The sequence below is a fragment of the Aminobacter sp. AP02 genome (genome assembly GCF_003148805.1).
Classification (GTDB): Bacteria; Pseudomonadota; Alphaproteobacteria; order Rhizobiales; family Rhizobiaceae; genus Aminobacter.
This window is the reverse complement of sequence record NZ_QGGX01000001.1, coordinates 43,542-69,052: the sequence shown is the minus strand read 5'-3', so window position 1 is coordinate 69,052 and position 25,511 is coordinate 43,542. Positions and strand designations below refer to the sequence as shown.

The 25,511-nt window shown below is 63.4% G+C and carries 23 protein-coding genes; 15 read left to right on the top strand and 8 right to left on the bottom strand.

Features of this window, described 5'->3' with window-relative positions:
* Positions 1-8 precede the first annotated feature (8 nt).
* Complete coding sequence (gene hpaI, locus C8K44_RS00355) at positions 9-815, top strand: 4-hydroxy-2-oxoheptanedioate aldolase (protein WP_109573770.1); 807 nt, start codon at positions 9-11, stop codon at positions 813-815.
* Between the two features lie 121 nt (positions 816-936).
* Here the strand turns inward: hpaI and C8K44_RS00350 are convergent, their stop codons facing one another.
* From C8K44_RS00350 to C8K44_RS00325, 6 genes are all read right to left on the bottom strand, one after another.
* On the bottom strand, positions 937-2,346 hold the full coding sequence (locus C8K44_RS00350) for an aldehyde dehydrogenase family protein (protein ID WP_109573769.1): 1,410 nt from the start codon (positions 2,344-2,346) through the stop codon (positions 937-939).
* Positions 2,347-2,418: 72 nt separating this feature from the next.
* Positions 2,419-4,011, bottom strand: coding sequence for an ABC transporter ATP-binding protein (locus C8K44_RS00345; RefSeq protein ID WP_109573768.1), 1,593 nt, complete (start codon positions 4,009-4,011; stop codon positions 2,419-2,421).
* The gene (locus tag C8K44_RS00340) at positions 4,008-4,817 is read right to left on the bottom strand and encodes an ABC transporter permease (RefSeq protein WP_245417299.1); all 810 of its coding nucleotides are present in this window, start codon (positions 4,815-4,817) and stop codon (positions 4,008-4,010) included. Before C8K44_RS00340 ends, C8K44_RS00345 begins: the two co-directional genes overlap by 4 nt.
* Before the next feature lie 3 nt (positions 4,818-4,820).
* Positions 4,821-5,801 (bottom strand): ABC transporter permease, encoded by a 981-nt coding sequence (locus tag C8K44_RS00335; protein WP_109573766.1) that lies wholly within the window; start codon positions 5,799-5,801, stop codon positions 4,821-4,823.
* An 18-nt stretch (positions 5,802-5,819) separates the two neighbouring features.
* Entirely contained in the window at positions 5,820-7,349 is a 1,530-nt protein-coding gene (locus C8K44_RS00330; protein WP_158282686.1) for an ABC transporter substrate-binding protein, read from the bottom strand.
* 129 nt (positions 7,350-7,478) lie between these two features.
* Entirely contained in the window at positions 7,479-8,255 is a 777-nt protein-coding gene (locus tag C8K44_RS00325; RefSeq protein WP_158282685.1) for an FCD domain-containing protein, read from the bottom strand.
* 193 nt (positions 8,256-8,448) lie between these two features.
* Here C8K44_RS00325 and C8K44_RS00320 point away from each other — a divergent pair, with 193 nt between their 5' ends.
* From C8K44_RS00320 to C8K44_RS00270, 11 genes are read left to right on the top strand one after another with little or no spacing between them, the layout of a single operon-like run.
* A complete protein-coding gene (locus C8K44_RS00320) occupies positions 8,449-9,858 on the top strand; it encodes an NAD-dependent succinate-semialdehyde dehydrogenase (protein ID WP_109574037.1) in 1,410 nt (469 codons plus the stop codon).
* Between the two features lie 11 nt (positions 9,859-9,869).
* Positions 9,870-11,123: an amidohydrolase family protein gene (locus C8K44_RS00315; protein ID WP_109573764.1), complete on the top strand. Its 1,254-nt coding sequence runs from the start codon at positions 9,870-9,872 to the stop codon at positions 11,121-11,123.
* Positions 11,124-11,134: 11 nt separating this feature from the next.
* Entirely contained in the window at positions 11,135-11,434 is a 300-nt protein-coding gene (locus C8K44_RS00310) for a hypothetical protein (RefSeq protein WP_146203889.1), read from the top strand.
* A complete protein-coding gene (locus tag C8K44_RS00305) occupies positions 11,431-11,841 on the top strand; it encodes a Rieske 2Fe-2S domain-containing protein (protein WP_199226975.1) in 411 nt (136 codons plus the stop codon). The genes C8K44_RS00310 and C8K44_RS00305 overlap by 4 nt, the downstream gene beginning before the upstream one ends.
* Positions 11,838-13,499, top strand: coding sequence for an FAD-dependent oxidoreductase (locus C8K44_RS00300; RefSeq protein ID WP_109573761.1), 1,662 nt, complete (start codon positions 11,838-11,840; stop codon positions 13,497-13,499). The genes C8K44_RS00305 and C8K44_RS00300 overlap by 4 nt, the downstream gene beginning before the upstream one ends.
* Positions 13,500-13,542: 43 nt before the next feature.
* Positions 13,543-14,568 (top strand): amidohydrolase family protein, encoded by a 1,026-nt coding sequence (locus tag C8K44_RS00295; RefSeq protein ID WP_109573760.1) that lies wholly within the window; start codon positions 13,543-13,545, stop codon positions 14,566-14,568.
* A 47-nt stretch (positions 14,569-14,615) separates the two neighbouring features.
* Positions 14,616-15,632, top strand: a complete 1,017-nt coding sequence (locus tag C8K44_RS00290; protein ID WP_109573759.1) for a protocatechuate 3,4-dioxygenase — start codon at positions 14,616-14,618, stop codon at positions 15,630-15,632.
* Positions 15,629-16,291 carry an RraA family protein gene (locus C8K44_RS00285; RefSeq protein WP_109573758.1) on the top strand — a complete coding sequence of 221 codons (663 nt, stop codon included), beginning with the start codon at positions 15,629-15,631 and terminating at the stop codon, positions 16,289-16,291. Before C8K44_RS00290 ends, C8K44_RS00285 begins: the two co-directional genes overlap by 4 nt.
* A complete protein-coding gene (locus C8K44_RS00280; protein WP_109573757.1) occupies positions 16,288-16,944 on the top strand; it encodes an RraA family protein in 657 nt (218 codons plus the stop codon). The genes C8K44_RS00285 and C8K44_RS00280 overlap by 4 nt, the downstream gene beginning before the upstream one ends.
* Entirely contained in the window at positions 16,941-17,609 is a 669-nt protein-coding gene (locus C8K44_RS00275; RefSeq protein WP_109573756.1) for a 4-carboxy-4-hydroxy-2-oxoadipate aldolase/oxaloacetate decarboxylase, read from the top strand. Before C8K44_RS00280 ends, C8K44_RS00275 begins: the two co-directional genes overlap by 4 nt.
* A 42-nt stretch (positions 17,610-17,651) precedes the next feature.
* Positions 17,652-18,827 (top strand): 4-hydroxybenzoate 3-monooxygenase, encoded by a 1,176-nt coding sequence (locus C8K44_RS00270; RefSeq protein WP_158282684.1) that lies wholly within the window; start codon positions 17,652-17,654, stop codon positions 18,825-18,827.
* Positions 18,828-18,958: 131 nt separating this feature from the next.
* Here the strand turns inward: C8K44_RS00270 and C8K44_RS00265 are convergent, their stop codons facing one another.
* A complete protein-coding gene (locus C8K44_RS00265; RefSeq protein ID WP_109573754.1) occupies positions 18,959-20,143 on the bottom strand; it encodes an amino acid aminotransferase in 1,185 nt (394 codons plus the stop codon).
* Between the two features lie 316 nt (positions 20,144-20,459).
* Here C8K44_RS00265 and C8K44_RS00260 point away from each other — a divergent pair, with 316 nt between their 5' ends.
* From C8K44_RS00260 to C8K44_RS00250, 3 genes are all read left to right on the top strand, one after another.
* Positions 20,460-22,127 carry a thiamine pyrophosphate-binding protein gene (locus tag C8K44_RS00260; RefSeq protein WP_199226974.1) on the top strand — a complete coding sequence of 556 codons (1,668 nt, stop codon included), beginning with the start codon at positions 20,460-20,462 and terminating at the stop codon, positions 22,125-22,127.
* Between the two features lie 75 nt (positions 22,128-22,202).
* On the top strand, positions 22,203-23,168 hold the full coding sequence (locus tag C8K44_RS00255) for a PDR/VanB family oxidoreductase (RefSeq protein WP_109573753.1): 966 nt from the start codon (positions 22,203-22,205) through the stop codon (positions 23,166-23,168).
* Positions 23,169-23,181: 13 nt separating this feature from the next.
* A complete protein-coding gene (locus C8K44_RS00250; RefSeq protein WP_109573752.1) occupies positions 23,182-24,357 on the top strand; it encodes a Rieske 2Fe-2S domain-containing protein in 1,176 nt (391 codons plus the stop codon).
* Positions 24,358-24,407: 50 nt separating this feature from the next.
* Here C8K44_RS00250 and C8K44_RS00245 read toward each other — a convergent pair whose 3' ends face one another.
* Positions 24,408-25,172 carry an IclR family transcriptional regulator gene (locus C8K44_RS00245; RefSeq protein ID WP_109573751.1) on the bottom strand — a complete coding sequence of 255 codons (765 nt, stop codon included), beginning with the start codon at positions 25,170-25,172 and terminating at the stop codon, positions 24,408-24,410.
* Positions 25,173-25,511 lie beyond the last annotated feature (339 nt).

The window sequence follows — 25,511 nt, the reverse complement described above, 5'->3', positions numbered from 1 at the left end:
ACATCGCAATGCCCGCACCACGCAATACCTTCAAAGCCGCGCTGCTGGACGGCGAAGCGCAGATCGGCCTTTGGCTCGCCCTGGCCAACGCCTACACAGCCGAGATCTGCGCCGGCGCCGGATTCGACTGGCTGGTCATCGACGGCGAACATGCGCCGAACGACATCCCCGGCATGACGGCGCAGTTGCAGGCGATCGCCGCCTCTGGCTCCCATGCCGTCGTGCGCCCGCCTATCGGCGAAACCTGGATCATCAAGCAACTGCTCGACATCGGCGCCCAGACGATCCTGGTGCCAATGGTCGAAACTGCCGACCAGGCACAGGAACTGGTCAAGGCGATGCGTTATCCGCCGCATGGCGTGCGCGGCGTGGGTGCTGCACTTGCCCGCGCCTCGGCCTTCAACCGCATTCCCGACTATCTGGCCACGGCCAATGACCAGACCTGCCTGCTTGTACAGCTGGAGAGCCGGGCCGGCCTTGCCCAACTGGAAGCCATTGCTGCCGTCGACGGCGTCGACGGCATCTTTATCGGGCCGGCTGACCTTGCCGCCGACATGGGCTTTCTCGGCAAGCCCGGCGCACTGGAGGTGCAGGCAGCCGTGGAGGATGCGATCCAGCGTATCGGCAAATCCGGCAAGGCTGCCGGCATCCTGACCTCCGACGCCGGTCTGGCGCAGCGCTACGTTGAACTCGGCGCCACTTTCGTGGCCGTCGGCAACGATGTAGGCCTGCTGGCGCAGGCGACGAGCACGCTAGCGGCAAAGTTCAAGTCTGCCCGTGGCGACGAGCCGCGAACACTCGGCTCCGGCTACTGAGCCAACCCCATATTCGGAATGCAAAAAGGGCGGCCCTGGAGCCGCCCTCTCGATGCTGACGTGAGTCTGCCGGCGCCAGCCGGACGACTGCTTCTGTTCAGCTCAACCCACCGCTCCACATTCAGCGCGTAACGTGGACCGTCTGCATCTGCATGTACTCTTCCAGCCCCCAGTGGCCGAACTCCACGCCGATGCCCGATTGCTTGGCACCGCCAAAGGGTGCCGCCGGCGAGATCGAGCTGTGATCGTTGACCCAGGCGGTTCCGCATTCGAGACGACGCGCCAGCGCTTCCGCCTTCTTGATGTCGGTCGACCAGATCGAGCCACCCAGGCCGTTATCGCTGGCATTGGCGCGTGCAATCGCTTCGTCGACATCGCTGTAGCGCACGATCGGCAGTATCGGACCGAATTGCTCCTCGTCGACGATGCGCATGCCGTCAGTTACTTCGGTGACGACGGTGAGCGGGAAGAAGTAACCCGCCTCGCCCGAGGCTTCGCCGCCCGCCAGGAAGCGGCCACCATTGGCCTTGGCATCGTCGGCAAGCGCGCGCACCAGGTCGAACTGCGCCTTGTTCTGCAACGGACCGAACTGGCTGGCGGGGTCGCTCGCTGGACCGACCTTGGCGGCGCGCGCCAGGCCGGCGATCTTTTCCGCAAGGGCGTCGTGCAGGCTCTCATGCACGTAGAGGCGCTTGAGCGCGGCACAGGTCTGACCGCTGTTTCCGAAGGATTTTGCAAAGATCACCGGCGCAATCGCATCGACATCTGCGTCGGCCAAAACGATCGCCGCGTCGTTGCCGCCAAGCTCAAGCGTCAGTCGCTTCAGTGTGTTGGCGGCATTCGACATGATGTTGCGGCCGGTCGGAGTCGAGCCGGTGAAGACGATCTTGTCGATGCCGGGATGGCTGGCGATGGCGCGGCCGATGCCACCTTCGCCGGTGACCGAATTGAGCACGCCGCGCGGCAGATGCACATTGGCAAGTTCGACCAGCCGAAGCGTGCTCAGCGGCGTGTAGGACGAGGGCTTGATCACGACGCAGTTGCCAGCCATCAGCGCCGGCATGATATGCCAGGCAGCGATCAGCACGGGATGGTTCCAGGGCGTTATCGAACCTACGACACCAAGCGGCTTGCGGTGGACCTCGATCCTGATCTTTTCGTCGTCGCGGATGACTTCGACCGGTGGGGTGAGCTTCGCCGTTTCGCGCATCCAGTGAATGGCCGCGCCGATCTCGCCATGGGCGCTGGCGCGCGGCTTTCCCTGTTCCGTCGACAATATGACGGCCAGGGCTTCCTTGTTGGCCTCGACCGCGTTGGCAATCTCGTTGAGCAGTCGCGCCCTGTCCTCGATCGACGTGTCACGCCACGCGGGGAATGCCTGACGCGCCGCCGCGACCGCGGCGTCGAGATGCTCGGGACTGGCGGCTGGACACTGGGCGAAGACTACAGCCCGCGCCGGGTCGATGACGCCGAACGTGCCCGCGGCCTCGACCCTTTCGCCATTGATGATCATCGCATGCGACTGCGTCATGGTTGTCTCCCTCGAATTTGAACGCCTGGACTGGCGGCCGTGCCCGCGCGCATGGGCGCGTGCTCTCTTCATTCAGGCGGCGTTGGCGGAAAAGCCGTCCAGCCAGCCCTCGCGCAGCTGCGGTACGGCCTGGATCAGGCTGCGCGTGTAGTCGGATTGCGGCTGTTCGAACACGGCGCGCGTGTCGCCATGCTCGACGATCCTCCCCGCCTGCATCACCGCCGTTGTGTGCGAAAAGCGCAACGCGAGCCCCAGATTGTGGGTGATGAACAGGATGCTGAGTCCCTCGTCCTTGATCAGGCGGGTGAGCAGCTTGATGATGCTTTCCTCGACCAGCGGATCGAGCGCAGAGGTGATCTCGTCGCAGATCAGGATGTCGGGTTTCGCGGCCAGCGAGCGGGCGATGCAGACACGCTGCTTCTGCCCGCCGGAGAGCGACGCCGGGTAGCGGTCGAGATAGGCCGCCGGAAGCTCGATCGCCTCCATCAGTTCGCGCAACCGCTGTTCAGCGCTGGCCCCGCGCAGCCGGTGAAAATAGCTGAGCGGCCGGCCGATGACGTCGCGGATGGTCTGGCGCGGATTGAGCGCCAGGTCGGGAAGCTGGTGGATGTACTGGACCAGCCGACGCTGGTCGAAGCTGCGGCGCTCGACCAGGGGCGTAAGCAGATTGTCCCGCATGCGGATCTCGCCCTGTCGGGCAGGTTGCAGACCGGCAATGCTGCGTGCCAGCGTGGTCTTGCCGCTGCCGGATTCGCCGACCAGCGCCAGCACCGAGCCTGAGCCGAGCTTGATCGACGCGTCCTTGACTGCCGCTACGCCGCCATAGCCGACGTCAACGTTGCGCACGTCGAGCAAGGTTTTGTCGCTGCCATTGGCAGTTGCGTAGCTACCGTCGCCCTGATGGGCAACGAGGCGCCTGGCATAGTCGGTCTGCGGATTGTCCACGAGCTGGCGGGTTGGACCCTGCTCCACCATCTTGCCATTGCGCATCACCACGATGCGGTCGGCCATCTGCGAAACAACGGCCAGATCATGCGAGATGTAGAGTGCGCCGCAATTGTGCGTGCTCGCCACTTTCTTGATCAGCCTGAGCACCTCGATCTGCGTCGTCACGTCGAGCGCCGTCGTCGGCTCGTCGAAGATGATCAGGTCGGGCTGGTTGATCAGCGCCATGGCGATCATCGCCCGTTGCAATTGGCCGCCCGAGACCTGGTGCGGATAGCGTCGCCCGAAATTCTCGGGATCGGGAAGCTGGAGCTCTTCGAACAGCTCGATCGCCATGCGCCGCCGCTGGGTCGCAGTCAGCTTCTGCGCCATGGCGGGAATTTCGGTGACCTGGTCTTCAAGCCTGTAGAACGGATTGAACGACGCCGCCGCACTCTGCGCGACATAGGATGCCTTGGTGCGCCGGATGGTCTCAAGCTCGGCGGTCCCGAGGCCCATCAGCGACTGGCCACCCAGCGTGATCGATCCTGCCGTCGGCCTGCATCCGGCCTTGAACAGCATGATCGAACTCAATGCCAACGTGCTCTTGCCAGCCCCCGACTCACCGATGATGCCAAGAACCTCGCCGCGGTCGACATGGATCGAAACGTCGTCGAGCAGGACGCCTGTCCGTGTTTCGACGCGCAGATTGTCGATGCTCAGGATACGATTTCCGCTCATTTCACGTCCGGTTTGTCTGAAAAGCGGCCGACGAGCCAATCGACGATTCCGTTCACGCTCAGGCAGAAGAGCGCGATGCAGAAAGCCGGTATCAGGGGCGTCAGACGGCCGGTTGAAAGGGCAAGCGCATTCTCGCGGACCAGGCCGCCCAGATCGGCCGCGGGCGGCTGAATGCCGATGCCGAGGAAACTGAGCGAACTGATGAAAAGTGCCGCAGAGGAAAGCCCCAGTCCGAACTGCGCCAAAAGCGACGGCACCATGTTGGGCAGTATTTCCTTGAACAAATACCAGTGCAGCCTTTCGCCGCGCAGGCGCCCGACCTCGACATACTCCATCGCCGCCAGGTCGCCGGCGATCGGCCGCGTCACGCGGTAGTACGTGCTCGACTGCAGCACCGCCATGGTCAAGATCAGCGTGGTCAACGACACGCCGGCGATGGCGAGGATGATCAGCGCTAAAATGATCTGCGGGATCGACATCAGGATATCGACAGCGCGTCCTATGACGATGTCGATCCAGCCCTTGCTCAGGCCGGCGATGATGGCGAGCGAGACGCCCAGCATGCAGGCCAATGTGGTTGCGATCAGCGTAGCCACGAAAGTGTATCGCGTCGCGTAGAGGATACGGGATAGCATGTCGCGGCCGAGGCCGTCTGCGCCCAGTACGCCACCCACGCCGGGCGCGTCGAACGGGGTGTGAACCATCTCGTTCGGTGGGAATGGCGCCAGCACCGGTGCAAAGATGGCGGCGGCAGCCATCGTTGCGAGAACTGCCACGGAAACGCCCAGCGTCACTTTGTTTGACACGGTTCAGTTTCCCTTCCTGGGCAGCCGCTGGCGCGGATTGACCAGCATGGCCAAAAGGTCGGCGGCTAAATTGAGCGAGATGAAGATGGTCGAAAAAAGCACGCCGCAAGCGAGCACCATCGGTATGTCGCGGTAGGCGACGGCATCGACCATCAGCTTGCCCATTCCCGGATAGTTGAACACCGCCTCGATCACCACCACGTCGACGATCAGGTAGGCCATGGTGATCATGCAGATTGAGACGATCGGCGACAGCGCGTTGGGCAGCGCGTGCTTGAGAATGATCCTGTTGCGTGGAATGCCCTTGGTCTCCGCCATCAGTATGTAGTCGGAGCTCATCACCCCGAGCACGGCGGCCCGAGTGAGCTTCATCACATGGGCCTGCGCAACAAGCACCAAGGTGAGCACGGGCAATGTCAGCGCCGAAATCCAGGTCGGCAGGCTGGCACTGGAACGGACCATCGACAACGGCGGAAACAGCCCGAGCTTGACCGCGAAGATGAAGACCAGGAGGTAGCCGATCAGGAACGACGGCATCGACAGGAAGATCGCCGAGATCGAACCGGTGACGGTATCGATCGCCTTGCCACGGTTGATCGCGGCGAGCAGCCCGATGCCGACGGCCAGCGGCAGGACGATCGCCGCCGCAGAAAAGGCGAGGATCAACGAATTGATCAGCCGCGGCACCAGGAGGTTGATCACTGGTTGGGAGTTGGAAAGCGAGGTTCCGAAATCGCCGTGCAGCGCATTGCCAAGCCAATGGAAGTAGCGCACCGGCAAGGGTTGGTCGAGGCCGAGCTCCGTGCGCAGGGCCAAGACCGTTTCAGGAGTGGCATTCTGGCCGAGCAACGCATTTGCAGCGTCGCCCGGCAACATCGAGGTTCCCACAAAAACCAGGAACGAGATGAAGAAGATCGACACGAGTCCAGACGCAACCCTGGCTACTACGAACGATTTCACCGGGGAATTGGCGAAGAGAACCATGCCGTCCAGTCCTTGGTATCAGGCGAACCAGACCTGCTCGATGGCGCGGTAGCCGGCCATCTGCAGTGCCGAAGGAACAAAACCGTCGAGGTCGCTGGTCGTCCCTTCTACCGTGCTCGAGAAGAACGGAATGATGGTTCCGCCATCTTCGCGGCAGATTTTCTGCGCTGTTGCGTAGAAAGCCTTTCGCTTTTCGAGGTCGGGTTCGGCGCGGGCCGCGATCACGGCAGCGTCGAAGTCCTTGTTCACCCATTTGCACTCGTTGTTGCCCGAAGTGCTGAGGAAGGCGACCGAGAAGATCGCGTCGGCGGTCGGCCGGTCCGAGCGGGCCGAGACGTGGAACGGCGTTTGGCCGACGATGGTCTCCCAGTAACCGTCCGACGGCTCGCGCTTGACCTCGATCGGGATGCCGGCCTTGGCTGCGTGCTCCTGGAAAATCACAGCCATGTCGACGGCACGTGACGAGATGGCTTCCGACGTCTGCAAAACGATCGGGCCCTTGAAGCCTGTCTTGTCAAACAGTTCCTTGGCGCGCACTGGATCGTATTCCGTCTGCGGCAGGTCGGCAGCGTAGACCGGATCACTGGGTGCGACCGGTGTGTCATTGGCAATGCGGCCGACGCCCACCGAAACGCGTTCGAGCATATCGGGGCGGTTGACGGCAAGCTTGAGTGCCATGCGCATGTCGGGGTTGTCGAACGGCGCCATGTCGGTGCGCATGTTGAAGCAGATGAAGCCGCGTCCCTCGGTGTTGTAGATCTTGAGGTTCGGCATCTGGCGCATAAGCGGCGCGGTGCGCGCGTCAAGCAGCGTGGTGAGATGGATCTGGCCGCTCTGGAATGCGCTACCCAATGCCGACGCATCGTTGATGGCCAGGAATTCGAGGGTGTCGACGAAAGCTGCATCCGACTTGAAGTAGTTCTCGTTGCGTTCGGCTTCGAGCACTTCGCCCGGCGAGAACCGCTTCAGCTTGTAAGGGCCGGTTCCAACGCCATCGAAGGTCGTCGTGCCCGCCGGAACGATTCCGAGCGAGAACGCCGTCAGCATGGCCGGGAACATGTAGTTCGCTTCAGGCAGGTCGATGATGACGCGGTTGGGGCCGTCAGCGCGAATGTCGGCGACGCTCTTGATGATGCTGCGCATGTTGGAACGCGACGCCTCCTCGGCATGGCGCTTGAGCGAGAACACGACGTCCTCGCTGGTGAAGGCCTTGCCATTGTGGAAGGTAGCGCCTTCGACAAGGTCGAAGATCCAGGTCTTGCCGCCATTGGACGGCTCCCAGCTCTTGGCGAGACCTGGACGGAGTTCCATGTCGAGGCCGTGCACCTCGATTAGCGAGTTGTAGGTGATCCCGGACATGACCGCCGTGTAAGGCGAGCCGAACGTCCTGGGGTCAAGCGAGTCCGCCGTCGATGCGCCGCCGCTGGCCACGACAAGGTGGCCGCCGCGCTTGGGCTCAGCCGCCCATGCGCCGCCGCCGGGCAGAACCGCCATCAGGCCTGAGGCTGCTGAAATCTTGAGCAGGCTTCGGCGCGAAATCGTAAACATCTTCCTCACTCCCATTTTTCCAAATTGACCCGCAACGCCAGCTCCTTTTGCGGCGTTCGGCAGGCATTCCCCCTCTGCACCCGGCTTGAACCAAAGCAGCAAGGCACGAGCCTTGCTGCTCCTCCGTGGTTATTCGCCAGGCTCTCCCTTCGCCAGGTCGCCCAACTGGCGCGACTTGACGAACTGCAGACGTCCGTAAACGAGATTTCTGGCCGCATCGGGCTCGCGCGCTTCGATACAGGCAATCAGCGCACGCTGAAACGCCACCGCGCGACGGGCCACATCAGGCGACGACCCGCGAACATATAGCGGCATCAGGACATGGCTTAGCGCCCTGAATTGCGCCGAGAGCACCCGATTGTGAGAGGCCGCAACGACGCAGCCATGGAAGTTGATCGCCGCCCAGGTGAACTCCTCGGCGTCGTCGATCAGGCGCTCGGCCTCGGCCAGCGCGTCATGCAACGCCTTGATATCGGCGCTGTCGGCGTTCGTTGCCGCAAGCCCAGCAGCCATGACCTCAATGGCGGTCTGCGTGTCGAGCAACTCTTCAGTGCCGATGCCGATAAGCTTCAGCTGGATGGCAATGGTCTCCGCCAGGCGCTCCGAATTGCCTTCCGCGACAAAGATGCCGCCCTTGATGCCGACCTTGACCTCGATCACGCCTGACGCCTGAAGCGAGCGCAGGGCATCCCGCATGGTCATGCGGCTGACGCCGAACTGCAAAGCCAGCGACGCTTCCGAGCCAAGTCGATCGCCAGGAGCGAGCCGGCCCGCAAAGAGGACGGTGCGAATCTGGTCGATCACGTTCGCAGAAAGCGTGGACTGCTTACCCGAGGACCATAGGCGCTCGGCCGGCCCGACCATCTGGGTCAGACCGCCACCTTCAGCGTCAGGCGCTTTTTGCATACCCATCCCTTTGATACGATATTTAGGACAAAAAAGAGCATTTCGAGTCGAATATCAAGCGAAAAATGGCGATTGCGCGACCATTTTTTTTAAACTATCATATCTTTTAAGAATTGCGGTGACGAGCTCCCGCATTCAACAATTTCAACAAGTTGAGTGGGACATGATCATAGAAGGTCAGATAGATCGCTTGATGCGGATCGGATCCGAGAGGGTCAGAGCGGGCGATCGCGAGATCCTGCCCATTATCAATCCCGCCAGTGGCGATACAGTCGGCGAAATCCCCGTTGCTACGGCCGCCGATCTTGACAATGCACTTGACGCAGCAAGCACGGCTTATCGGTCCTGGCGCAAGGTTTCGGCTTTCGAGCGCTACGGCATCCTGCGCCGCGCGGCAGCCCTGCTGCGCGAGCGTGCCGCCAGCATTGCGCACTTCATGACGCTGGAACAGGGTAAGCCGGTCGGCGACTCGATGGCCGAGGTGAACGGCGCGGCCGACATCTTCGACTGGTACGCCGAGGAAGGCCGCCGCGCCTACGGACGTATCATCCCTTCGCGCACGTCAGGTGTCCGAAGCCTAGTGTTCCGCGAGCCGATCGGCCCGGTTGCAGCGTTCACGCCGTGGAATTTCCCCGTTACCATTCCGGCACGCAAAATCGCCGCGGCACTTGCCGCCGGATGCTCGTGCATTGCCAAACCGGCTGAGGAAACTCCGACTCCGACGCTGGCGATAGCGCAAGCACTCGCTGATGCCGGCCTTCCACATGGCGTTCTAAACATCGTCTTCGGCGTGCCGGACCAGATTTCCACGCATTTGATCGCCTCGCCGGTAATCAAGAAGATTTCCTTCACCGGATCCACACGCGTCGGCAAGCATCTCGCCAAGCTGGCAGCCGAGGGCGTCAAACCGGCAACGCTCGAACTCGGCGGCCATGCGCCGACGATCGTCTTTGCCGACGCCGACATTGAGAAGGCGGCGGAAATGACGGCGCGGTCGAAGTACCGCAACGCGGGTCAGATCTGCATCACGCCGACGCGTTTTTACCTCCACGAATCCATTCACGACCGATTCGTCGCAAAATTCCGCGACGTGGCCGCGTCGCTCAAGCTGGGCGACGGTCTTGACCCAACGACCCAAATGGGACCGCTGGCCAATGCTCGCCGTGTCGGCGCCATGGAAACCCTGGTTTCGGATGCGCAGCGCTGTGGTGCGCGCATTGAGCTGGGCGGCGAACGCCATGGCGAACGCGGCTATTTCTGGCAGCCGACTGTACTGACCGACGTGCCCAACGAGGCGCGCATCATGAATGAAGAGCCATTTGGTCCGGTTGCCGTTACGCGCCGGTTTAAGGATTTCGACGAGGTCGTTGCCGAAGCCAACAGGCTGCCTTTCGGCCTCTCCGCCTATGCCTTCACCAGGGACACGACCACTGCCACGCGCATCGGGGACGAGCTGGAGTCCGGCATGGTCGGCATCAACAACATGGTGCTGACGACGCCCGAGACCCCGTTCGGTGGCGTCAAGGAAAGCGGCTACGGCTCCGAAGGCGGGTCGGAAGGCCTCGATAGCTATCTCGTGACCAAATTCGTGACACAGGGTTGAAGCGTAGCGTAATGACCGAGAATTCCATTCCCAACTTCCGCGAGATCGGTGAAATAACCGGCTCGACCGACTCCCGAGACGTACTCGCGCACGCGACGCGCCAGGCAGCGAGGAATTTCGACGACTATCTCATCGTCGACGTCGACGCCCACGTTTCGGAAGACCATTTCTGGTCCGAGATCATCGACCTCATCGACAATGATGTTCTGCGCCAGATCGGCCAGCACCAGGTCAAGGGCTTTGGCGGCCAGAACGCCCTGCTCAACATCTCGCCGGGCCTGTCGCTGCAAAGCGTCGGTGGCCGCATCGGCCACCAAGGCCGCCGCGAGCCGGTGACGGACGACAGCGTTCACCGCTTCATTTCGACCGCGCGCCGTAGCATGGATGCGATGGGCCTCGACTACCAGGTGGTGTTTCCCAGCGCCATGCTCTTGCTCGGCATGCATCCGCAGGACGAGATCGAGGTGGCGCTGGCCAAGGCGTTCAACCGCTGGATGATCGAGCGCATCCTGCCGATCGATACCCGCATGAAGGGCCTGCTCTACCTGCCGTTCAACACGCCCGAGGCGTGCGAGGAACTGGTCGCTCAGTATGGCGCCACCGAAGGCATCATCGGCTTCACTGTCTGCTCGACTCGCAACAAGCCGGTCCACCATGACTGCTACATGCGCCTCTATTCGATGATCCAGGAACTGGACAAGCCGCTGGCCTTCCACTCCGGCTATCATTGGGGCGACCCGTCATTCGCGCAGCTCAACCGCTTCCTGTCGATGCATGCGCTGTCGTTCACGCACTACAACCAGATCCACCTCACCAACTGGATCGTCAACGCGATGCCCGAGCGCTTCCCCAAGCTGAACATGCTTTGGGTGGAAAGCGGCCTCGCCTGGATCCCGTTCCTTATGCAGCGCCTCGACCACGAGGTGCTGATGCGGCCGAGCGAGGCTCCGGGCCTGAAGCGGCTGCCGAGCGAGTACATGCGCGAGATGTACTACACCAGCCAGCCACTCGAGCGCACCAACATGAAGCTTCTTGAAGCGACAATGGAGGCCATGAACGCCGAGACCCAGCTGCTCTACTCCTCGGATTGGCCGCACTGGGACTGGGACTCGCCAGCGACCATCAGCTCGCTGCCGTTCCTCACCGAGCAGGCCAAGCGCAACATCCTCGGGCTCAACGCCGCGAGACTGTTCAAGCTCGACACGACACGCCGCAAGCCGCTGGCCGAAGACGTGCTCTCCAGTCGCCCGAAAACCGCATCGTAGTGGCACAGATCATGACGACATCAGAACATGGCGCTGGTTTCAGCGCGGCAGCAGCAGCGATCGCAGCGGCAGCAGACGAGGCCCTGGCGTCGAGGTGCCTCGACAACGTGAAAGAGGCAGACATTGCCGTCGCGCTCACCGCCCTTGGACGGCTTTACTCGGCCAAGGTCGACAAGACGGACAAGCTCTTCCCGCCTGTCGCCCAAGATGCGCTGACCGCCACCGAGACGGCAGTGCTGGTCAGCGAATTGCTGCGCGCCGCCGACCTCAATGTCTTCGACCTCGCCATGTGGTTCCGGAGGGCATCGTGAGCGCCCCTGAAATGGCGACGACAGCGTCGCAACAGATCGTGCTTGGCCGTCACGACGAACTCAAGAAGCGCCAGCGCATGGTCATCGATGTCGACGGTGTCGGCATTGGTATCTACTTCGTCGGCGACGAGGTTCGTGCCTATCTCAACATCTGCCCGCACATGGGCGGTCCGGTGTGTCAGGGCAAGATCATGCCGCGCACGCTGGAACAGGTCGCCGACAACGGCAAGAGCCTGGGCCTCGGCTTCTCCAAGGAGCAGCTGCATATCGTCTGCCCCTGGCACGGCTTCGAGTTTGACATGCTGACGGGACGTCACCCGATCGACCCGAGTGTCGGCCTGACCCCCATTCCGGTGCAGGTGACCAACGGCGAGGTCGTGGTCACCGTCGGGGGCCCACGAGCATGACGGCAACGGTGGAGACCGACGTCCTCATCGTCGGTGCGGGGCCGGTCGGGCTGACGCTGGGCATGATCCTGGCGCAGCGCGGCGTGGCCGTGACGATCCTCGAGACCCGCCATCATGGCGAGCCGCCGAACGTGAAATGCAATCACGTCTCGGCGCGCTCGATGGAGATCCTGCGGCGCCTGGGCGTTGCCAGCGCCGCACGCAATGCCGGCCTGCCCGAGGACTACGCCAACGACATCGCCTACCGCACCTCGATGACCGGCAAGGCGATCACCCGCATCCCCATCCCCTGCCGGCGCGATCGCTTCACGGCAACCGGTGGTCCTGATACCGACTGGCCGACGGCCGAGCCACCGCACCGGATCAACCAGCTGTTCCTCGAACCGATACTGTTCGAGCACGCGGCGGCGATGCCGGGGCTTACCGTGCTGAACCGTACCGAATACCTCTCGCACACTGAGACCGCCGACGGCGTGCAGATCAGTGCCCGCAACATCGACAGCGGCGAGGAGACGACGATCTCCGCCCGGTATCTCGCCGGTTGCGATGGCGGCCGCTCGCAGGTCCGCCGCGACATCGGCGCCAAGCTCGTCGGCAATGCCGTCGTCCAACGCGTGCAGTCGACCTACATCCGTGCACCACAGCTGCTCGGCCTAATGAACGACGCGCCGGCATGGGCGAGCTTTTCGCTCAACCCGCGCCGCAGCGGCAACGTCTATGCCATCGATGGCCGCGAGACCTGGCTGGTGCACAACTACCTGCGCGACGACGAGCCGGATTTCGAAAGCGTCGACCGCGACTGGTCGATCCGCGAAATCCTCGGCGTTGGGCCAGACTTTTCCTATGAAGTCCTGTCCAACGAGGACTGGTACGGGCGCCGGCTCGTTGCCGATAGTTTCCAGCGCGGCCGTGTTTTCATCTGCGGCGACGCCGCGCATCTGTGGGTGCCATATGCCGGCTACGGCATGAATGCCGGCATCGCCGACGCCGAGTGCCTGGGCTGGCTGCTCGCCGCCAACATTGCCGGATGGGGCAAGCCAGGCATGCTCGATGCCTATGCTGCCGAACGCCAGCCGATCACCGAGCAGGTCTCGGTCTTCGCCATGAATCATGCACACGCCATGGCTAAGGAGCGAAAGGTCGTGCCCCCCAACATCGAGGATGACACGGCGGAAGGTGCTGCCGCGCGCGAGGTGCTGGGCCGCAAGATCTACGACCTGAACGTCCAGCAATATTGCTGCGGCGGGCTCAACTTCGGCTACTACTACGACCGCTCGCCGATCATCTCCTATGATGGCGAAGCGCAGCCGGCCTATTCGATGGCCGACTTCACGCCGTCGACGGTGCCGGGCTGCCGCACGCCGCATATCTGGCTGGCGGACAAGCGCTCGCTCTACGACGCGATGGGGCCCGACTACACCTTGCTGCGGTTCGACCCGGCCAAGGACGCACAGCCTCTGATGGCGGCAGCAGCGGCGCGCGGCATGCCGATCCGGCTGCTTGATGTCGTGCCCGGCGACGGCGGCGACGGGCCCTATGCCGAAACCTTCGTGCTGTCACGCCCCGATAGACATGTCGCCTGGCGCGGCGATGCCTTTCCGGCCGACCCCGACGCCCTGCTCGACATCCTTACAGGCGCTGCCGCCTCTGCGAATTGAGGCGGAACCCCATGCAACCTTTTGTGGAATTCTGGAGTGCCCGATGAAGATCATCGACTGTCACGCACATATGGCGGTGCCGCATCAGCTGCCCGCCTACAAGGCGAGCATCCTGTCGCATCGCGGCGCGCATGGCCGTAAGGTGCCGCCGGTTTCCAACGAGGCGCTCGAGCAGGCTTTTAACCGCGTCGAGATGGCGCCCATGGGTCACCTCGCCTGCCTCGACCAAGCCGGCGTCGACATCCAACTTTTGTCGCCGCGCCCGTTCCAGCTCATGCATTCGGAAGAGCCGAAGAAGCTGGTGCACTGGTATGTCGAATATGCCAACGACATCATCGCCCAGGAATGCGCGCTCTATCCGGAGCGGTTCTACGGTGTCGCTGGCCTGCCGCAAACCGGCGACAGCCCGATCACCGAGGCGCTGCCCGAGCTCGAGCGCTGCGTGAAGGAGTTCGGTTTCCGCGGCTGCCTCATCAATCCCGATCCGTTCGAAAACAACGGTCGCATGGCGCCTCCGATGGGCGATCGCTACTGGTACCCGCTCTACGAGAAGCTCTGCGAGCTCGACGTCGTCGGCCACATCCATTCGGCAAGCTCGCGGGCGCCCGAACGGGAGCCCTACTCGCTGCACTTCATCAACGAAGAGACCACGGCAGTCTACGGCCTTTGCAAGTCGACGGTTCTGGAGGACTTCCCCGAGCTCAAGATCCTGGTCTCCCACGGCGGCGGCGCGATCCCCTATCAGCTTGGCCGCTTCGATGCGACCACGGTGCCGCGCAACGGCATGTCGACGTCAGGTGTGCGTTTCCGCGACCGGCTGCAGAAACTTTACTTCGACACCGTGCTCTACTCGCGCGAAGCGATCGAGCTCCTGGTCAAGGTCGTGGGCGCCTCGCAGTGCCTCTACGGCGCCGAAATGCCCGGCGTCGGCTCGTCCATCGATCCGGAAACCGGCGAAACCTTCGACACCATCATCCCGCACATCAACGGTCTGTCGTTCATCTCGGATGATGAACGCAAGGCAATCCTGGGCGGCAACGCCGCGCGGCTTTTCAAGATCGAAGCCTGAAGCCAGGTCACCTGAAGCGCAGCCTTGGAACAACATGGAGGCTACCTATGGCGAAAATAGTTGGATTCATCTGCACGGCCCACGGGCCTCAACTGCACACCACGCCCGACAAGTGGCTGCTGCGCGTCCAGTCGGACCGCACGCGCATGCACCCCTTCCGCGGCGGGGTCTACTCCTTCGACCAGCTCTGCGAACTGCGCAAGCACGAGAACCTCGCCGAACGCAGCACCATGGAGGCGATGACCGCCAACTATGAGAAGTGCCACATCGCCAGCGAACGCCTCGCCGACGCCTTCGACGCCATGAAGGCCGACGTCGCCATCATCTTCGGCAACGACCAGCACGAGATCTACGGCGAAGACCTGAGCCCACCCTACATGATCTATTACGGCGACAAAATCCGACATCATCCGGCGACCGAAGAAGGCCGCCGCCTGATGCCGCCGGGTGTTGCCGAGGGCGAAGCCGGCCATGCGCCGGAAGAGTACCGCGAATACGACACGGTGCCGGAACTCGCCAAGCACATCATCGGCAACCTGGTCGAGAACGAATTCGACATCACCGTCTCGCCCAAGCTGCCGACCCACAATCCGCGCACGACTGGCATCAGCCACGCCTTCGGCCACATCTACCGCCAGGTGATGCGCGACAAAGTCATTCCCAACGTCCCGATCTACCAGAACACCTTCTTCCCGCCGAACCAGCCGACGGCCAAGCGCTCCTACAAGTTCGGCCAGGTGGTCGGCGAAGCGATCCGGTCGTGGGACAGTGATGCGCGTGTCGTGGTGTTCGGTTCGGGCGGCATGAGCCACTTCACCATCGACGAAGACTGGGACGCCCGCTTCATGCAGGCGATGCGCGAAAAGGATGCCGAGTTCCTCAAGAACATCCCGCTGTCCGAATTGCAGTCGGGCACCTCGGAAATGAAAAGCTGGATCACCACTGCCGGGGTAATGGAAGCCTACGACACCGAGTTCCACGAGGTCGCCTACGTGCCTTGCTACCGCTCGGCGGCCGGCACCGGCACCGCGCAGGGCATGTACTGGTGGGGCGTCAAGCCATGAGCGCCGATCTATTTGAGCGGCTGCGCGGGCTTGATGCCTGCTCGGTCTCCGATGCACTCGACGCGCTCGGCATGACTGGTGCTGTCACCGGCCTCGCCCGCCGCTCCGGCGGCGGCGTTGTCGCCGGACGCGTCGTTACCGTAGCACTCGCCGAAGGCCCGGCGCCCGCCGATGCGCCCAAGGTGCATCTCGGTGCCCGCGCCATCGAAGCCGGCGATGCCGACACGGTCATCGTTGTGTCCCATCCTGGCATCGACGCCGGCGGCTGGGGCGGCGTGCTGACCCAGGCTGCGCGCATCGCCGGAATCCAAGGCGTGATCGTCGATGGCCCGTTGCGCGACCTGGATGAAGCCAACGGGCTCGACTTTCCGATCTTTGCGCGCTCTACAACGGTGCGCACTGCGCGGGGTCGCGTCCATGAAGTCGCAACGAATGTTCCGGTGACCATCGCCACCGTGACGATCACCCCCGGCGACTACGTCATATCAGACAGTTCGGGCGCCGTGTTCATGGCGGCCGACAAGGCGCAAAAGGTGATCCAGACCGCCGAGCGTATCGCGGCCAAGGAACGCCTGATGGTCGAAGCCCTGAAGACCGGCAAGCCGGTCTCGCAGGTGCTCGGCGCCGATTACGAAGACATGCTCGAGGCTATGCAATGACCGACCAAGCCGTAGAACGCGCTGGAAAACACGACTGCGCCACCCTGTCCGACGCTATGGACCGGCTCGGCATCGAAGGCGTGTGCCGGGGCATCAAGCCGCGCGACCACAAGTTCAGGCTTGTCGGCCGTGCCTTCACCGTCCGCTACGTGCCGGTCGATGTGCTGGCACCCGGCAATGTCGGCGATTTCATCGACGACCTTCCAGCCGGCACCGTCGTCGTGCTCGACAATCGCGGCCGCGAGGATTGCACGGTCTGGGGCGATATCATGACCCAGCTCGCCAGCCACAAGGGGCTTGCCGGCACAGTGATCGACGGCGCCTGCCGGGACGTCGACCTCTGCCTCAGGCTCGGCTACCCGATCTACTCCCGCAGCTACTCGATGAAAACAGGCAAGGACCGCGTCCAGGTCGACGCGATCGGGATCACGGTCGAGATCGGCGGCGCGCTGGTTCGCCAGGGCGATATCCTTGTCGGTGACGCCGACGGTGTCGTGGTCATTCCGAACGAGCGTGTCGAGCAGGTTCTCAACCTCGCCGACGAGATTGCAACCGCCGAAAACGCGATCCGCCAGGCGATCACCGAGGGCATGTCGCTTCGCGATGCCCGCGTGAAGTATCGCTACCACTCGCTGCAGACGCGCCAGTCATGAACAAGGTCGTCCGCAACATCGAGCGCGCCGATAGCGCGACAATCGCCCGGCTGGCCAAGGCAGGCGTCGCCACCACCCATGAGGCGCTCGGCCGGACCGGCCTGATGAGCTCCAAAATGCGGCCGATCTATCCCGGTGCTGCCATATCAGGAAGTGCCGTCACCGTGCTGGTGCCGCCCGGCGACAACTGGATGATCCATGTGGCGATCGAGCTGATCAAGCCGGGCGACATCCTCGTCGTCGCGCCGTTTTCGCCCTCCGACGCCGGCTATTTCGGCGACCTTCTGGCGACTTCGGTCATGGCGCGCGGCGGCATTGGCCTCGTCATCGACGCAGGCATCCGTGACATCCGCGACCTCACCCAGATGAAATTCCCGGTGTGGTCGACTGCGATATGCGCGCAAGGAACGGTCAAGGAAACGATCGGCTCGGTCAACGTACCGGTTTCGTGCGCCGGCGCCGTGGTCAATCCCGGCGATGTCGTCGTCGCCGACGATGACGGCGTGGTCATCATCCCGCGTGAACTTGCCGACACCGTCGCGCATCTCTCCGAGAAGCGCATCGCCGACGAGGAAGCCAAGCGCACAGAACTCGCCAAGGGCGTCCTCAGCCTCGACCTCTTCAATCTGCGCGGGCGCCTGAAGGACAAAGGCCTCGAATACTGACGCCTGATAGGCGCCGCAAACCAGTCAGAAATGGGTGAACGCATGAAAACTCAGGTCGGGATCATCGGCGCCGGGCCAGCCGGCCTGCTCGTGGCACGGATCCTCCAGCTCAATGGCATCGACTCAGTGATCCTCGAGCGGCGAACGCGGGACTATGTGCTGGAGCGTGTCCGCGCCGGCGTGCTTGAATCGGGCACCGTCGATACGTTGCGCACCTATGGCATGGGAGAGCGCCTCAATCGCGAGGGCATCCCGATGCGCTCGATGCAGCTGTGCTGGGACAAGCAGAAAGCCGACATCTCGCTCGACGACGGCACCGGGCGGCACCTGACAACTTATGGCCAGCAGAAGATCGTCGAGGACCTGATCCTTCAGCGCGAGGCCGACGGCCTGCCGATCGTCTTCGAAGCCGCTGTTTCAACGCTCGAAGGCATCGAAGGAGACTCCCCGCGTATCCACTACCGCCACAATGGCGAGGACAAGGTGCTGGAGTGCCAGTTCATCGCCGGCTGCGATGGCTATCATGGCGTCAGCCGCAGGCACATCCCGGGCTCCGACGACCATGTCTTCCTGACCGAATATCCCTTCGCCTGGCTCGGCATCCTGGCCGAGGCGGCACCGCTCGCTGCCCGCCGCGGTTTTGCCCATTCGACGCGCGGCCTGGCCGTCGCTTCGGCCCGCTCAGCCTCGGTCGGCCGACTCTACTTGCAGGTCGAGCCCGACGCCGATCCTAACGCCATGAGCGATCAGCAGGTCTGGGACGAACTCGATTTGCGCCTCGATGACGGCACCAACGCCCAGCTCAATCGCGGGCCGATCATCGAGCGCAGCGTCGCGCGCTTGCGCGGCTATGTCTGCGAGAAGATGCGTCACGGCCGCCTCGCCATTGCCGGCGATGCCGCACACATCGTGCCGCCCAGCGGTGGCAAGGGTCTGAACCTCGCCGTCGGCGACGCCAGGATCATGGCGGAGGCGATCCGTCGCCTGCTGACCGCCAACGACACGACCCTGCTCGATAGTTACTCGGAAATGTGCCTGCGCCGCATCTGGCCGACGGTGCACTGGGCCTGCTCGATGTGCGAGGCCCTGCACGTCTTCCCCGGCCAGACGAGCTTCCAGACCAGGATGCAGTACCAGACGCTTTACCACTGGGGCAACACCGAGATCGGCCAGCAGCGGCTGCGCAAGGCGCAACTCGGCCTGCCCTACGAAATCTGAAACCTGCATGATCCGGGACAGCGCAAGCTGGTCCCGGATCTTTTCTTCAACGCGGCAAAAATGAAGGGCGGCGCTCCACTGGAGCGCCGCCCTGTTCTTTTGTCCACGCCGGTAAAAGCCAGCGGAAGAATTTAGCCGCAGACCGCCACGATGGCGTTTGCGACATGAGCGACATTGCTGTCGGTCAAGCCGGCAACGTTGACGCGGCCGGAGCTGGTGATGTGGACATGGTGCTCGACCTTCATCCGCTCGGCGTCGGCTGGCGTGATACCGAGCATGGCAAACATGCCGCGCTGCTCGCCAAGGAAGCCGAAGTTGCGCGTCGTACGGCCGGCAAGTGCCGCGACCAGCTTGGTGCGCATGCCGTTGATGCGCCCGCGCATTTCGGCGACTTCGCCTTCCCAGCTCTTGCGCAGCGCCGTATTGCCGAGAATGTGCGCGACGACCGAGGCGCCGTGATCCGGCGGCATCGAGTAGTTGGTGCGCACGACCGGCAGCAGGTGACCATGCGCGCGGCTGGCGGTGGCTTCGTCCTTGGCCACCAGAGTCAGCGCGCCGACACGCTCGCGGTAGACGGCAAAATTCTTCGAATAGGAGCTGGCGATCAGCATTTCCGGCACGCGCTCGGCCAGCAGGCGGACACCGGCGGCATCCTGGTCCAGCCCGTCGCCGAAGCCGAGATAGGCCAGATCGATCAGCGGCATCGCGCCGGTCGAAGCGAGCAGCTCGGCAATCTCGGCCCACTGCGCCAGGCTCGGATCGGCACCGCCAGGATTGTGGCAGCAGCCATGCAGCAGCACCAGGTCGCCCGGGCCAGCGGCGCGCAGCGCGTCCATCATCTTGTCGAACTGCAGCGTGCCGGAAGCGACGTCGTAATAGGGGTAGCTGACCACCTCGAGACCAGCCGCAGCCAGCAGCGAAGGATGGTTCGGCCAGGTCGGGGTTGGCAGGAAGACCCTGCATCCTGGCTTCAGTCGCTGGGCGAAGTCGCCGGCGACGCGCAATGCGCCGGTGCCGCCCGGCGTCTGGATCGCCTGCGAGCGCGCAATCAGGCCGGCATTGGAGCCGAAAATGAGCTCCCGGGTCAGCCGGTTGTAATCCTCATTGCCAGCCGAAGAGACGTAGGTCTTCGACTTCTGGCTCTCCACCAGGAAGGCTTCGGCCTGCTTGACCGTTGCCAGCACCGGCGCATTGCCCTGGCCGTCCTTGTAGATGCCGATGCCGAGATCGACCTTGTCGGCACTCGGATCGTCGCGAAACTGCTGCATCATCCCGAGCAGCGGATCGGCCGTCGGCGTGGCGAGATTGGAAAACATGACACCCTCATTGTCTCGTATTATGAGACTTTATCGCGTATTTTGAACGTGGTCAACTCGGACTCGCCGGGTGGACCGCTTGCGGCGCGCGTCCTCTAGCATTTTTCGAAGGCTCACACGATGGGTAACCCGACCCGGCCTCCGCTTGAGATCCGACGTCTCGTTTTGTCGTTGACTAGCGAGACGATGTAACGCATTATGAGACGACTTTACATTTCATGTGACGACGAGCAGGGTTTTTGGGACGCTCCTGGGCTGGCAAATGCCCTTGGGACTGACCTGGCCTCGGGGTCGAAACCAACCGGAGAAGAGTAGCGTGAGCGGGAAGTACGAACCTATGGAGCTGACCGGAGGACAGGCGCTGGTCGCGCAGCTCCTCGAAGAAGGTGTGACCGACATCTTCGGCATTCCCGGCATTCAGCTCGACTGGGCGGTGGACGCGATCCGCAGCCAGCCCGACCGCATTCGCTACATCATGCCGCGCCATGAGCAGGCGACGTCCTACATGGCCGATGGTTATGCCCGCACCACCGGCCGCGAGGGCGTGTTCATGGTGGTGCCCGGCCCCGGCGTGCTCAACGCGCTGTCCGGCCTCGCCACCGCCTATGCGTGCTCGTCGCGTGTACTTTGCATATCCGGTCAGATTCCCTCGACGCTGATCGGCCAGAAGCATGGCATGCTGCACGAGATCCCGGATCAGAGCGGCATCCTGAAGTCGCTGACCAAGTGGCACGGCATCGCCCACCGCCCCGAGGATGTCCCGGCGCTCGTACACGAAGCCTTCGTGCAGCTGCGCTCGGGCCATCCGCGCCCGGTCGCCATCGAGCTGCCGCCTGACGTGCTGCAGGCCAAGGGCGTGACCAAGATTCTGGCCCGCGCCGAATTCAGCCGTCTCGAACCACAGGCCGATGCCGTCAAGGCGGCTGCGGCCATCCTGGCGCAGGCGAAATTCCCGGTCATCCAGATCGGCGGCGGTGCTGCCGCATCTGGCGCCGGCAAGGCTATCCAGGCGCTGGCCGAGCGACTGCAGGCACCGGTCGTCATGACCGACGGCGCGCGCGGCATGCTCGACGACAACCACCCGCTGGCTCTGACCTCGCTCGGCGGCCGCGCCGTCTTCCCCCATGCAGACGTCATCGTCGCCGTCGGGACCCGGTTCATCGACGGTATCGCCAAGCCGACCCATGCGAGCGACAAGACCAAGTACGTCTATGTCAATGTCGACGCTGGTGCTGCCGGTGCACCGCGCGCACCGGGCTGCCTGGTGCTCTCAGACGCGTCTACCGCCGCCGAAGCGCTGCTCGCAGCGCTGCCTGCCGAAACACGCAGCTCTTCGGCCGACAAGATCGGCAAGGTCAAGGCCTGGTCGGCATCGCAGACCGACGCGATCCAGCCGCAGACCGACTATGTCAGGGCCATCCGTTCCAGCATGGCAAATGACGACATCCTGGTCAGCGAGCTGACCCAGGTAGGCTACTTCTCCAACATCGCCTTCCCCGTCCACGCCGCCAACTCCTACGTCACCCCCGGCTATCAGGGCACGCTGGGCTACGGCTTCAACACTGCGCTCGGCGCGGCGCACGGCAATCCGAGCCGGCGCGTGGTTTCGCTCAATGGCGACGGCGGTTTCGGCTGGGGCATGCAGGAACTGGCGACACTTGCGCGCGACGGCTGCAACATGTCAGTCGTCGTCTTCGTCGACGGCCACTATGGCAATGTTCGCCGCATCCAACAGCGCACCTTCGGCGACACCTTCGCCGTCGAGCTCGCCAACCCAGACTTTGCCCATCTGGCCAGCGCCTTCGGCCTGCCGTTCGAAAAGGTCGACTCGCCGTCGGGACTGCATGACGCGCTGACGCGGGCAAGGGGCAGCAAGGGCCCGGCCCTGATCACCGTCTCGGTCAGCGAGATGCCGAGCCCCTGGGCGCTGATCCACCCGTTCGTGCCCTCGCCCGTCACGCCACCGGCCAACCCGCTGGGCTGACCCCTAACTCAGGCCCGGCATCCCGCGGACGCGCGGCCGGGCCTCCCTTCAAACGGCTTTGGGATGGCCGCTAACATGAACGACGGTCACCAACATGATGGCGATGCGACAATCGAGGTGATTGTCCGTCGGATATCCTACGAAACACCAACGGTCCTCTCATATGATCTGCGGCCGACAAATGGCGGCCCTTTACCGTCATTCGAAGCCGGGGCTCATATCGATGTCCACCTGCCCGATGGGTTGGTGCGCCAATATTCGCTGATCGGCCTGCCTGATGGCGCTGACTACCGCATCGCGGTTGCCCTCGACAGGGCCACCCGTGGCGGCTCGCGCTGGCTTCATTCGAGCGCCAGGCCCGGCGATCGCATCAGGATATCACAGCCACGCTCGACCTTTGCGCTCGAGCAAACGTCCGCTGCGTCGGTCCTGATTGCAGGCGGCATCGGCATCACGCCTTTGCTGGCCATGGCCCGGCAGCTGCACGAGGCCGGGACCGAATGGACGCTGCACTATGCAGTGCGCTCGCGCGGCGAATGCGCGCTGCTTGATGAGCTTTCGGCTCTCGGCGACAATGTCCACCTGCATGTCGACAGCGAAAGCGATCGCCTGCTCGATATCGAGCGGATTGTCGCCCAGGCAGCGCCAAACGTGCAGCTTTACTGTTGCGGACCAGCGCCAATGCTGGATGCGTTCATGGTCGCCACGTCATCCCGCGATTCCTCGACCGTGCACTACGAATCTTTCACGCCGACTGTCCCAGCCGCCGATGACGGCGGCTTCACTGTCGTCCTGAACAAATCGGGGCTCTCCATCCACGTCGGCGCCGACCAGACAATTCTCGACGCACTCGAACAGGCCGGGGTCCACGCGCCCTCGTCGTGCCGCAACGGCGTCTGCGGCACCTGCGAAACCAGCGTTCTCGAGGGCGTGCCCGACCATCGCGACAAGGTCCTCAGCGACGGCGAACGCGCGGCTGGCAACACGATGATGATTTGCTGCTCACGCGCCACAACCGCGCTGCTGCGGCTCGACCGCTAGGGGAGGAACCACAATGACCAAGGACGGATCGGCCTATTCGTTACCCAAGCCGACATACTTCGCCGAACTGACCGAGGTGGGGCGCGGAACGCCGATGGGCGAGCTGCTTCGCCGCTACTGGCATCCGGTCGGCCTGTCGGAGGACGCAACCGCCACGCCGAGGAAGATCAGGGCGCTGGGCGAAGAGCTCATCCTGTTTCGCGACGGCACTGGCCGGCCCGGCCTCGTGCACCCGCGCTGCGCCCATCGCGGCGCTTCGCTCTATTACGGCCGCGTAGAGGAGACCGGCATTCGCTGCTGCTACCACGGCTGGCTATTCGACACCGAAGGCAACTGCCTGGAGCAACCCTGCGAGCCCGACATGGGGGCGAAGACGCGCGGCCATGTCCGCCAGCCGCATTATCCCATTGAAGAGAAATACGGCCTGATCTTTGCCTATATGGGCCCGCTCGATCGCAAGCCGCTGCTGCCGAGATACGATGTGCTCGAGAAGCTCGAAGCCGGCGAGTTTCTCGAAACAGACGACAGCAGCATTGGCAGCGGCGGTCCGGTCATCGTCGATTGCAACTGGCTTCAGCACTATGAAAACGTACTCGATCCCTTCCACGTGCCGATCCTGCACGGCTCCTTCAGCGGCGATCAGTTCAATTCCAAGATGAGCCTGATGCCGCGCGTGACCTTCCACTACACGCCCCGCGGCGTCTCCAGCCTGCAGCTGCGCGATCTCGAAGCCGGCGAGCACCAGCGCATCACCGAGGCGGTGATACCCACAGTACGCGCCGTCGCAAGCCCCGTCGCCACCGTCGACGGCCCGTGCAGCCTGCTCGGCTGGGTGCTGCCGATGGACGATGCCTCGTTCCGCATCTATTCGGTCGGCCGCGTCAGCGAAGCCGGCACGCTGGCCAGAATCCGCTCGAAATACGCCGGCAAGCTCTGGCATGAGCTGTCCGAACAGGAACACCAGAAGCTTCCGGGGGACTACGAAGCGCAGGTCGGCCAGGGGCCGATCACCTTCCATTCGGAAGAAAACCTGACGTCAACCGACCAGGGCATCGGCATGCTGCGCCGTGTCCTGCGCCAGCAGGTCGACGCCGTGGCCAGCGGCAAGGATCCACTGGGCGTGGTCTTCGATCCGGCAATGGCGCTGGTCGAGCTCGCGGCCGGCTCACGGGTCGTCCCCAAGTCATGATCTAGCGCCGGCTCCCGGCGACTTGTGGCGAGCCGGCAAATCGTCGGCGATCAGCCTGATCGTTTCGGCATCAACGGCGCGTTCACCCCGTCAGCGTAACGCTTCTGGATCTCGCTTGCGACCGATCTCACGGTCGCAAGCAACTGGACGTCGGGTTCCGGCACCAGCAGCGACGACGACAAGATGACGCCGAGAGCGGCACAAATCTGGCCGTCGGCCTCGAAGATCGGAGCGGCAATGCCACCGAGCCCGTTGCCGCGCGTGTCGGTTTCGAAATCGACGCCATATGCCGACAAGTTCTCGACGACCCGGGGCGGCACCGGCTTCTTGTTTTCGAAATAGTAAAACAGCCTGGCGGCCGGCGATCCGGGCAGGCTCAGCACCATGCCGGGTTGTACCATGATACCGGGCTCGAATGGATTTGGCACAGCGTGCACGACCATCGCGCCGCCCTTGATCGGCGTGGTCAGCAAAGCCGTATGCCCGGTCTGCGCGCACAATTCGTTGAGATATGGCCGCCCGATCTCCACGACATTGCTGCGATAGACCGCCGCGCGACCGAACTTGAACAGCTTGCGGCCGAAGACATAGCCTTCGCCTTCCCTGGCGTGGTCGACAAGACCGAGCCGGGTCAGCGTCTGCAGATGCCTGGAAACCCTGGCCTTGGTCATGTCCAAGGAACGCGCAAGCTCGGTCACGCGCACCGGTCCCGGAGCATCGGCCAGCGCATCGAGAATCTGTACCGCGACTTCAACGCTTTTTACCGTTGACGAGGATCCCTGCTCGTCGTCACTGTCTTGGTTCGACCGTCTCATCGCTGTTCTTCCACTGCACGTGCCTTGTTATATGTCACGCATAGCAAGAAGTATTCACGAATTTCGAGACGGCGGGAAAATCCTCTCCGACTTGTCTGGTCAAATTTCCGGGTGACATTCGAAAGAGTTAGCCTGCCACCGCCGGAACTTGGGAGCTTCGGAGCGGTCGACGAAGTCTTCGAGAAAGGACGCTCGATATCCGAATTGCCCAGCCGCAAAAAGTACCGTGCTCCAGAGTATGATCACGAAGGCAATTTCTGACACGTAGCCGGTAGAGGCAACCGCAAATGGATGGGTGCGCGTCACGCCCGCTGGATGAGAGCGAGGTTCTGGGGACCG

Bases quoted from the DNA above. Each gene is read 5' to 3' on its own strand.
- hpaI (WP_109573770.1), top strand. From the start codon at position 9: ATGCCCGCACCACGCAATACCTTCAAAGCCGCGCTGCTGGACGGCGAA.
- C8K44_RS00350 (WP_109573769.1), bottom strand. From the start codon at position 2,346: ATGACGCAGTCGCATGCGATGATCATCAATGGCGAAAGGGTCGAGGCC.
- C8K44_RS00345 (WP_109573768.1), bottom strand. From the start codon at position 4,011: ATGAGCGGAAATCGTATCCTGAGCATCGACAATCTGCGCGTCGAAACA.
- C8K44_RS00335 (WP_109573766.1), bottom strand. From the start codon at position 5,801: ATGGTTCTCTTCGCCAATTCCCCGGTGAAATCGTTCGTAGTAGCCAGG.
- C8K44_RS00330 (WP_158282686.1), bottom strand. From the start codon at position 7,349: ATGTTTACGATTTCGCGCCGAAGCCTGCTCAAGATTTCAGCAGCCTCA.
- C8K44_RS00325 (WP_158282685.1), bottom strand. From the start codon at position 8,255: ATGCAAAAAGCGCCTGACGCTGAAGGTGGCGGTCTGACCCAGATGGTC.
- C8K44_RS00320 (WP_109574037.1), top strand. From the start codon at position 8,449: ATGCGGATCGGATCCGAGAGGGTCAGAGCGGGCGATCGCGAGATCCTG.
- C8K44_RS00315 (WP_109573764.1), top strand. From the start codon at position 9,870: ATGACCGAGAATTCCATTCCCAACTTCCGCGAGATCGGTGAAATAACC.
- C8K44_RS00310 (WP_146203889.1), top strand. From the start codon at position 11,135: ATGACGACATCAGAACATGGCGCTGGTTTCAGCGCGGCAGCAGCAGCG.
- C8K44_RS00300 (WP_109573761.1), top strand. From the start codon at position 11,838: ATGACGGCAACGGTGGAGACCGACGTCCTCATCGTCGGTGCGGGGCCG.
- C8K44_RS00295 (WP_109573760.1), top strand. From the start codon at position 13,543: ATGAAGATCATCGACTGTCACGCACATATGGCGGTGCCGCATCAGCTG.
- C8K44_RS00290 (WP_109573759.1), top strand. From the start codon at position 14,616: ATGGCGAAAATAGTTGGATTCATCTGCACGGCCCACGGGCCTCAACTG.
- C8K44_RS00285 (WP_109573758.1), top strand. From the start codon at position 15,629: ATGAGCGCCGATCTATTTGAGCGGCTGCGCGGGCTTGATGCCTGCTCG.
- C8K44_RS00280 (WP_109573757.1), top strand. From the start codon at position 16,288: ATGACCGACCAAGCCGTAGAACGCGCTGGAAAACACGACTGCGCCACC.
- C8K44_RS00275 (WP_109573756.1), top strand. From the start codon at position 16,941: ATGAACAAGGTCGTCCGCAACATCGAGCGCGCCGATAGCGCGACAATC.
- C8K44_RS00270 (WP_158282684.1), top strand. From the start codon at position 17,652: ATGAAAACTCAGGTCGGGATCATCGGCGCCGGGCCAGCCGGCCTGCTC.
- C8K44_RS00265 (WP_109573754.1), bottom strand. From the start codon at position 20,143: ATGTTTTCCAATCTCGCCACGCCGACGGCCGATCCGCTGCTCGGGATG.
- C8K44_RS00255 (WP_109573753.1), top strand. From the start codon at position 22,203: ATGAACGACGGTCACCAACATGATGGCGATGCGACAATCGAGGTGATT.
- C8K44_RS00250 (WP_109573752.1), top strand. From the start codon at position 23,182: ATGACCAAGGACGGATCGGCCTATTCGTTACCCAAGCCGACATACTTC.
- C8K44_RS00245 (WP_109573751.1), bottom strand. From the start codon at position 25,172: ATGAGACGGTCGAACCAAGACAGTGACGACGAGCAGGGATCCTCGTCA.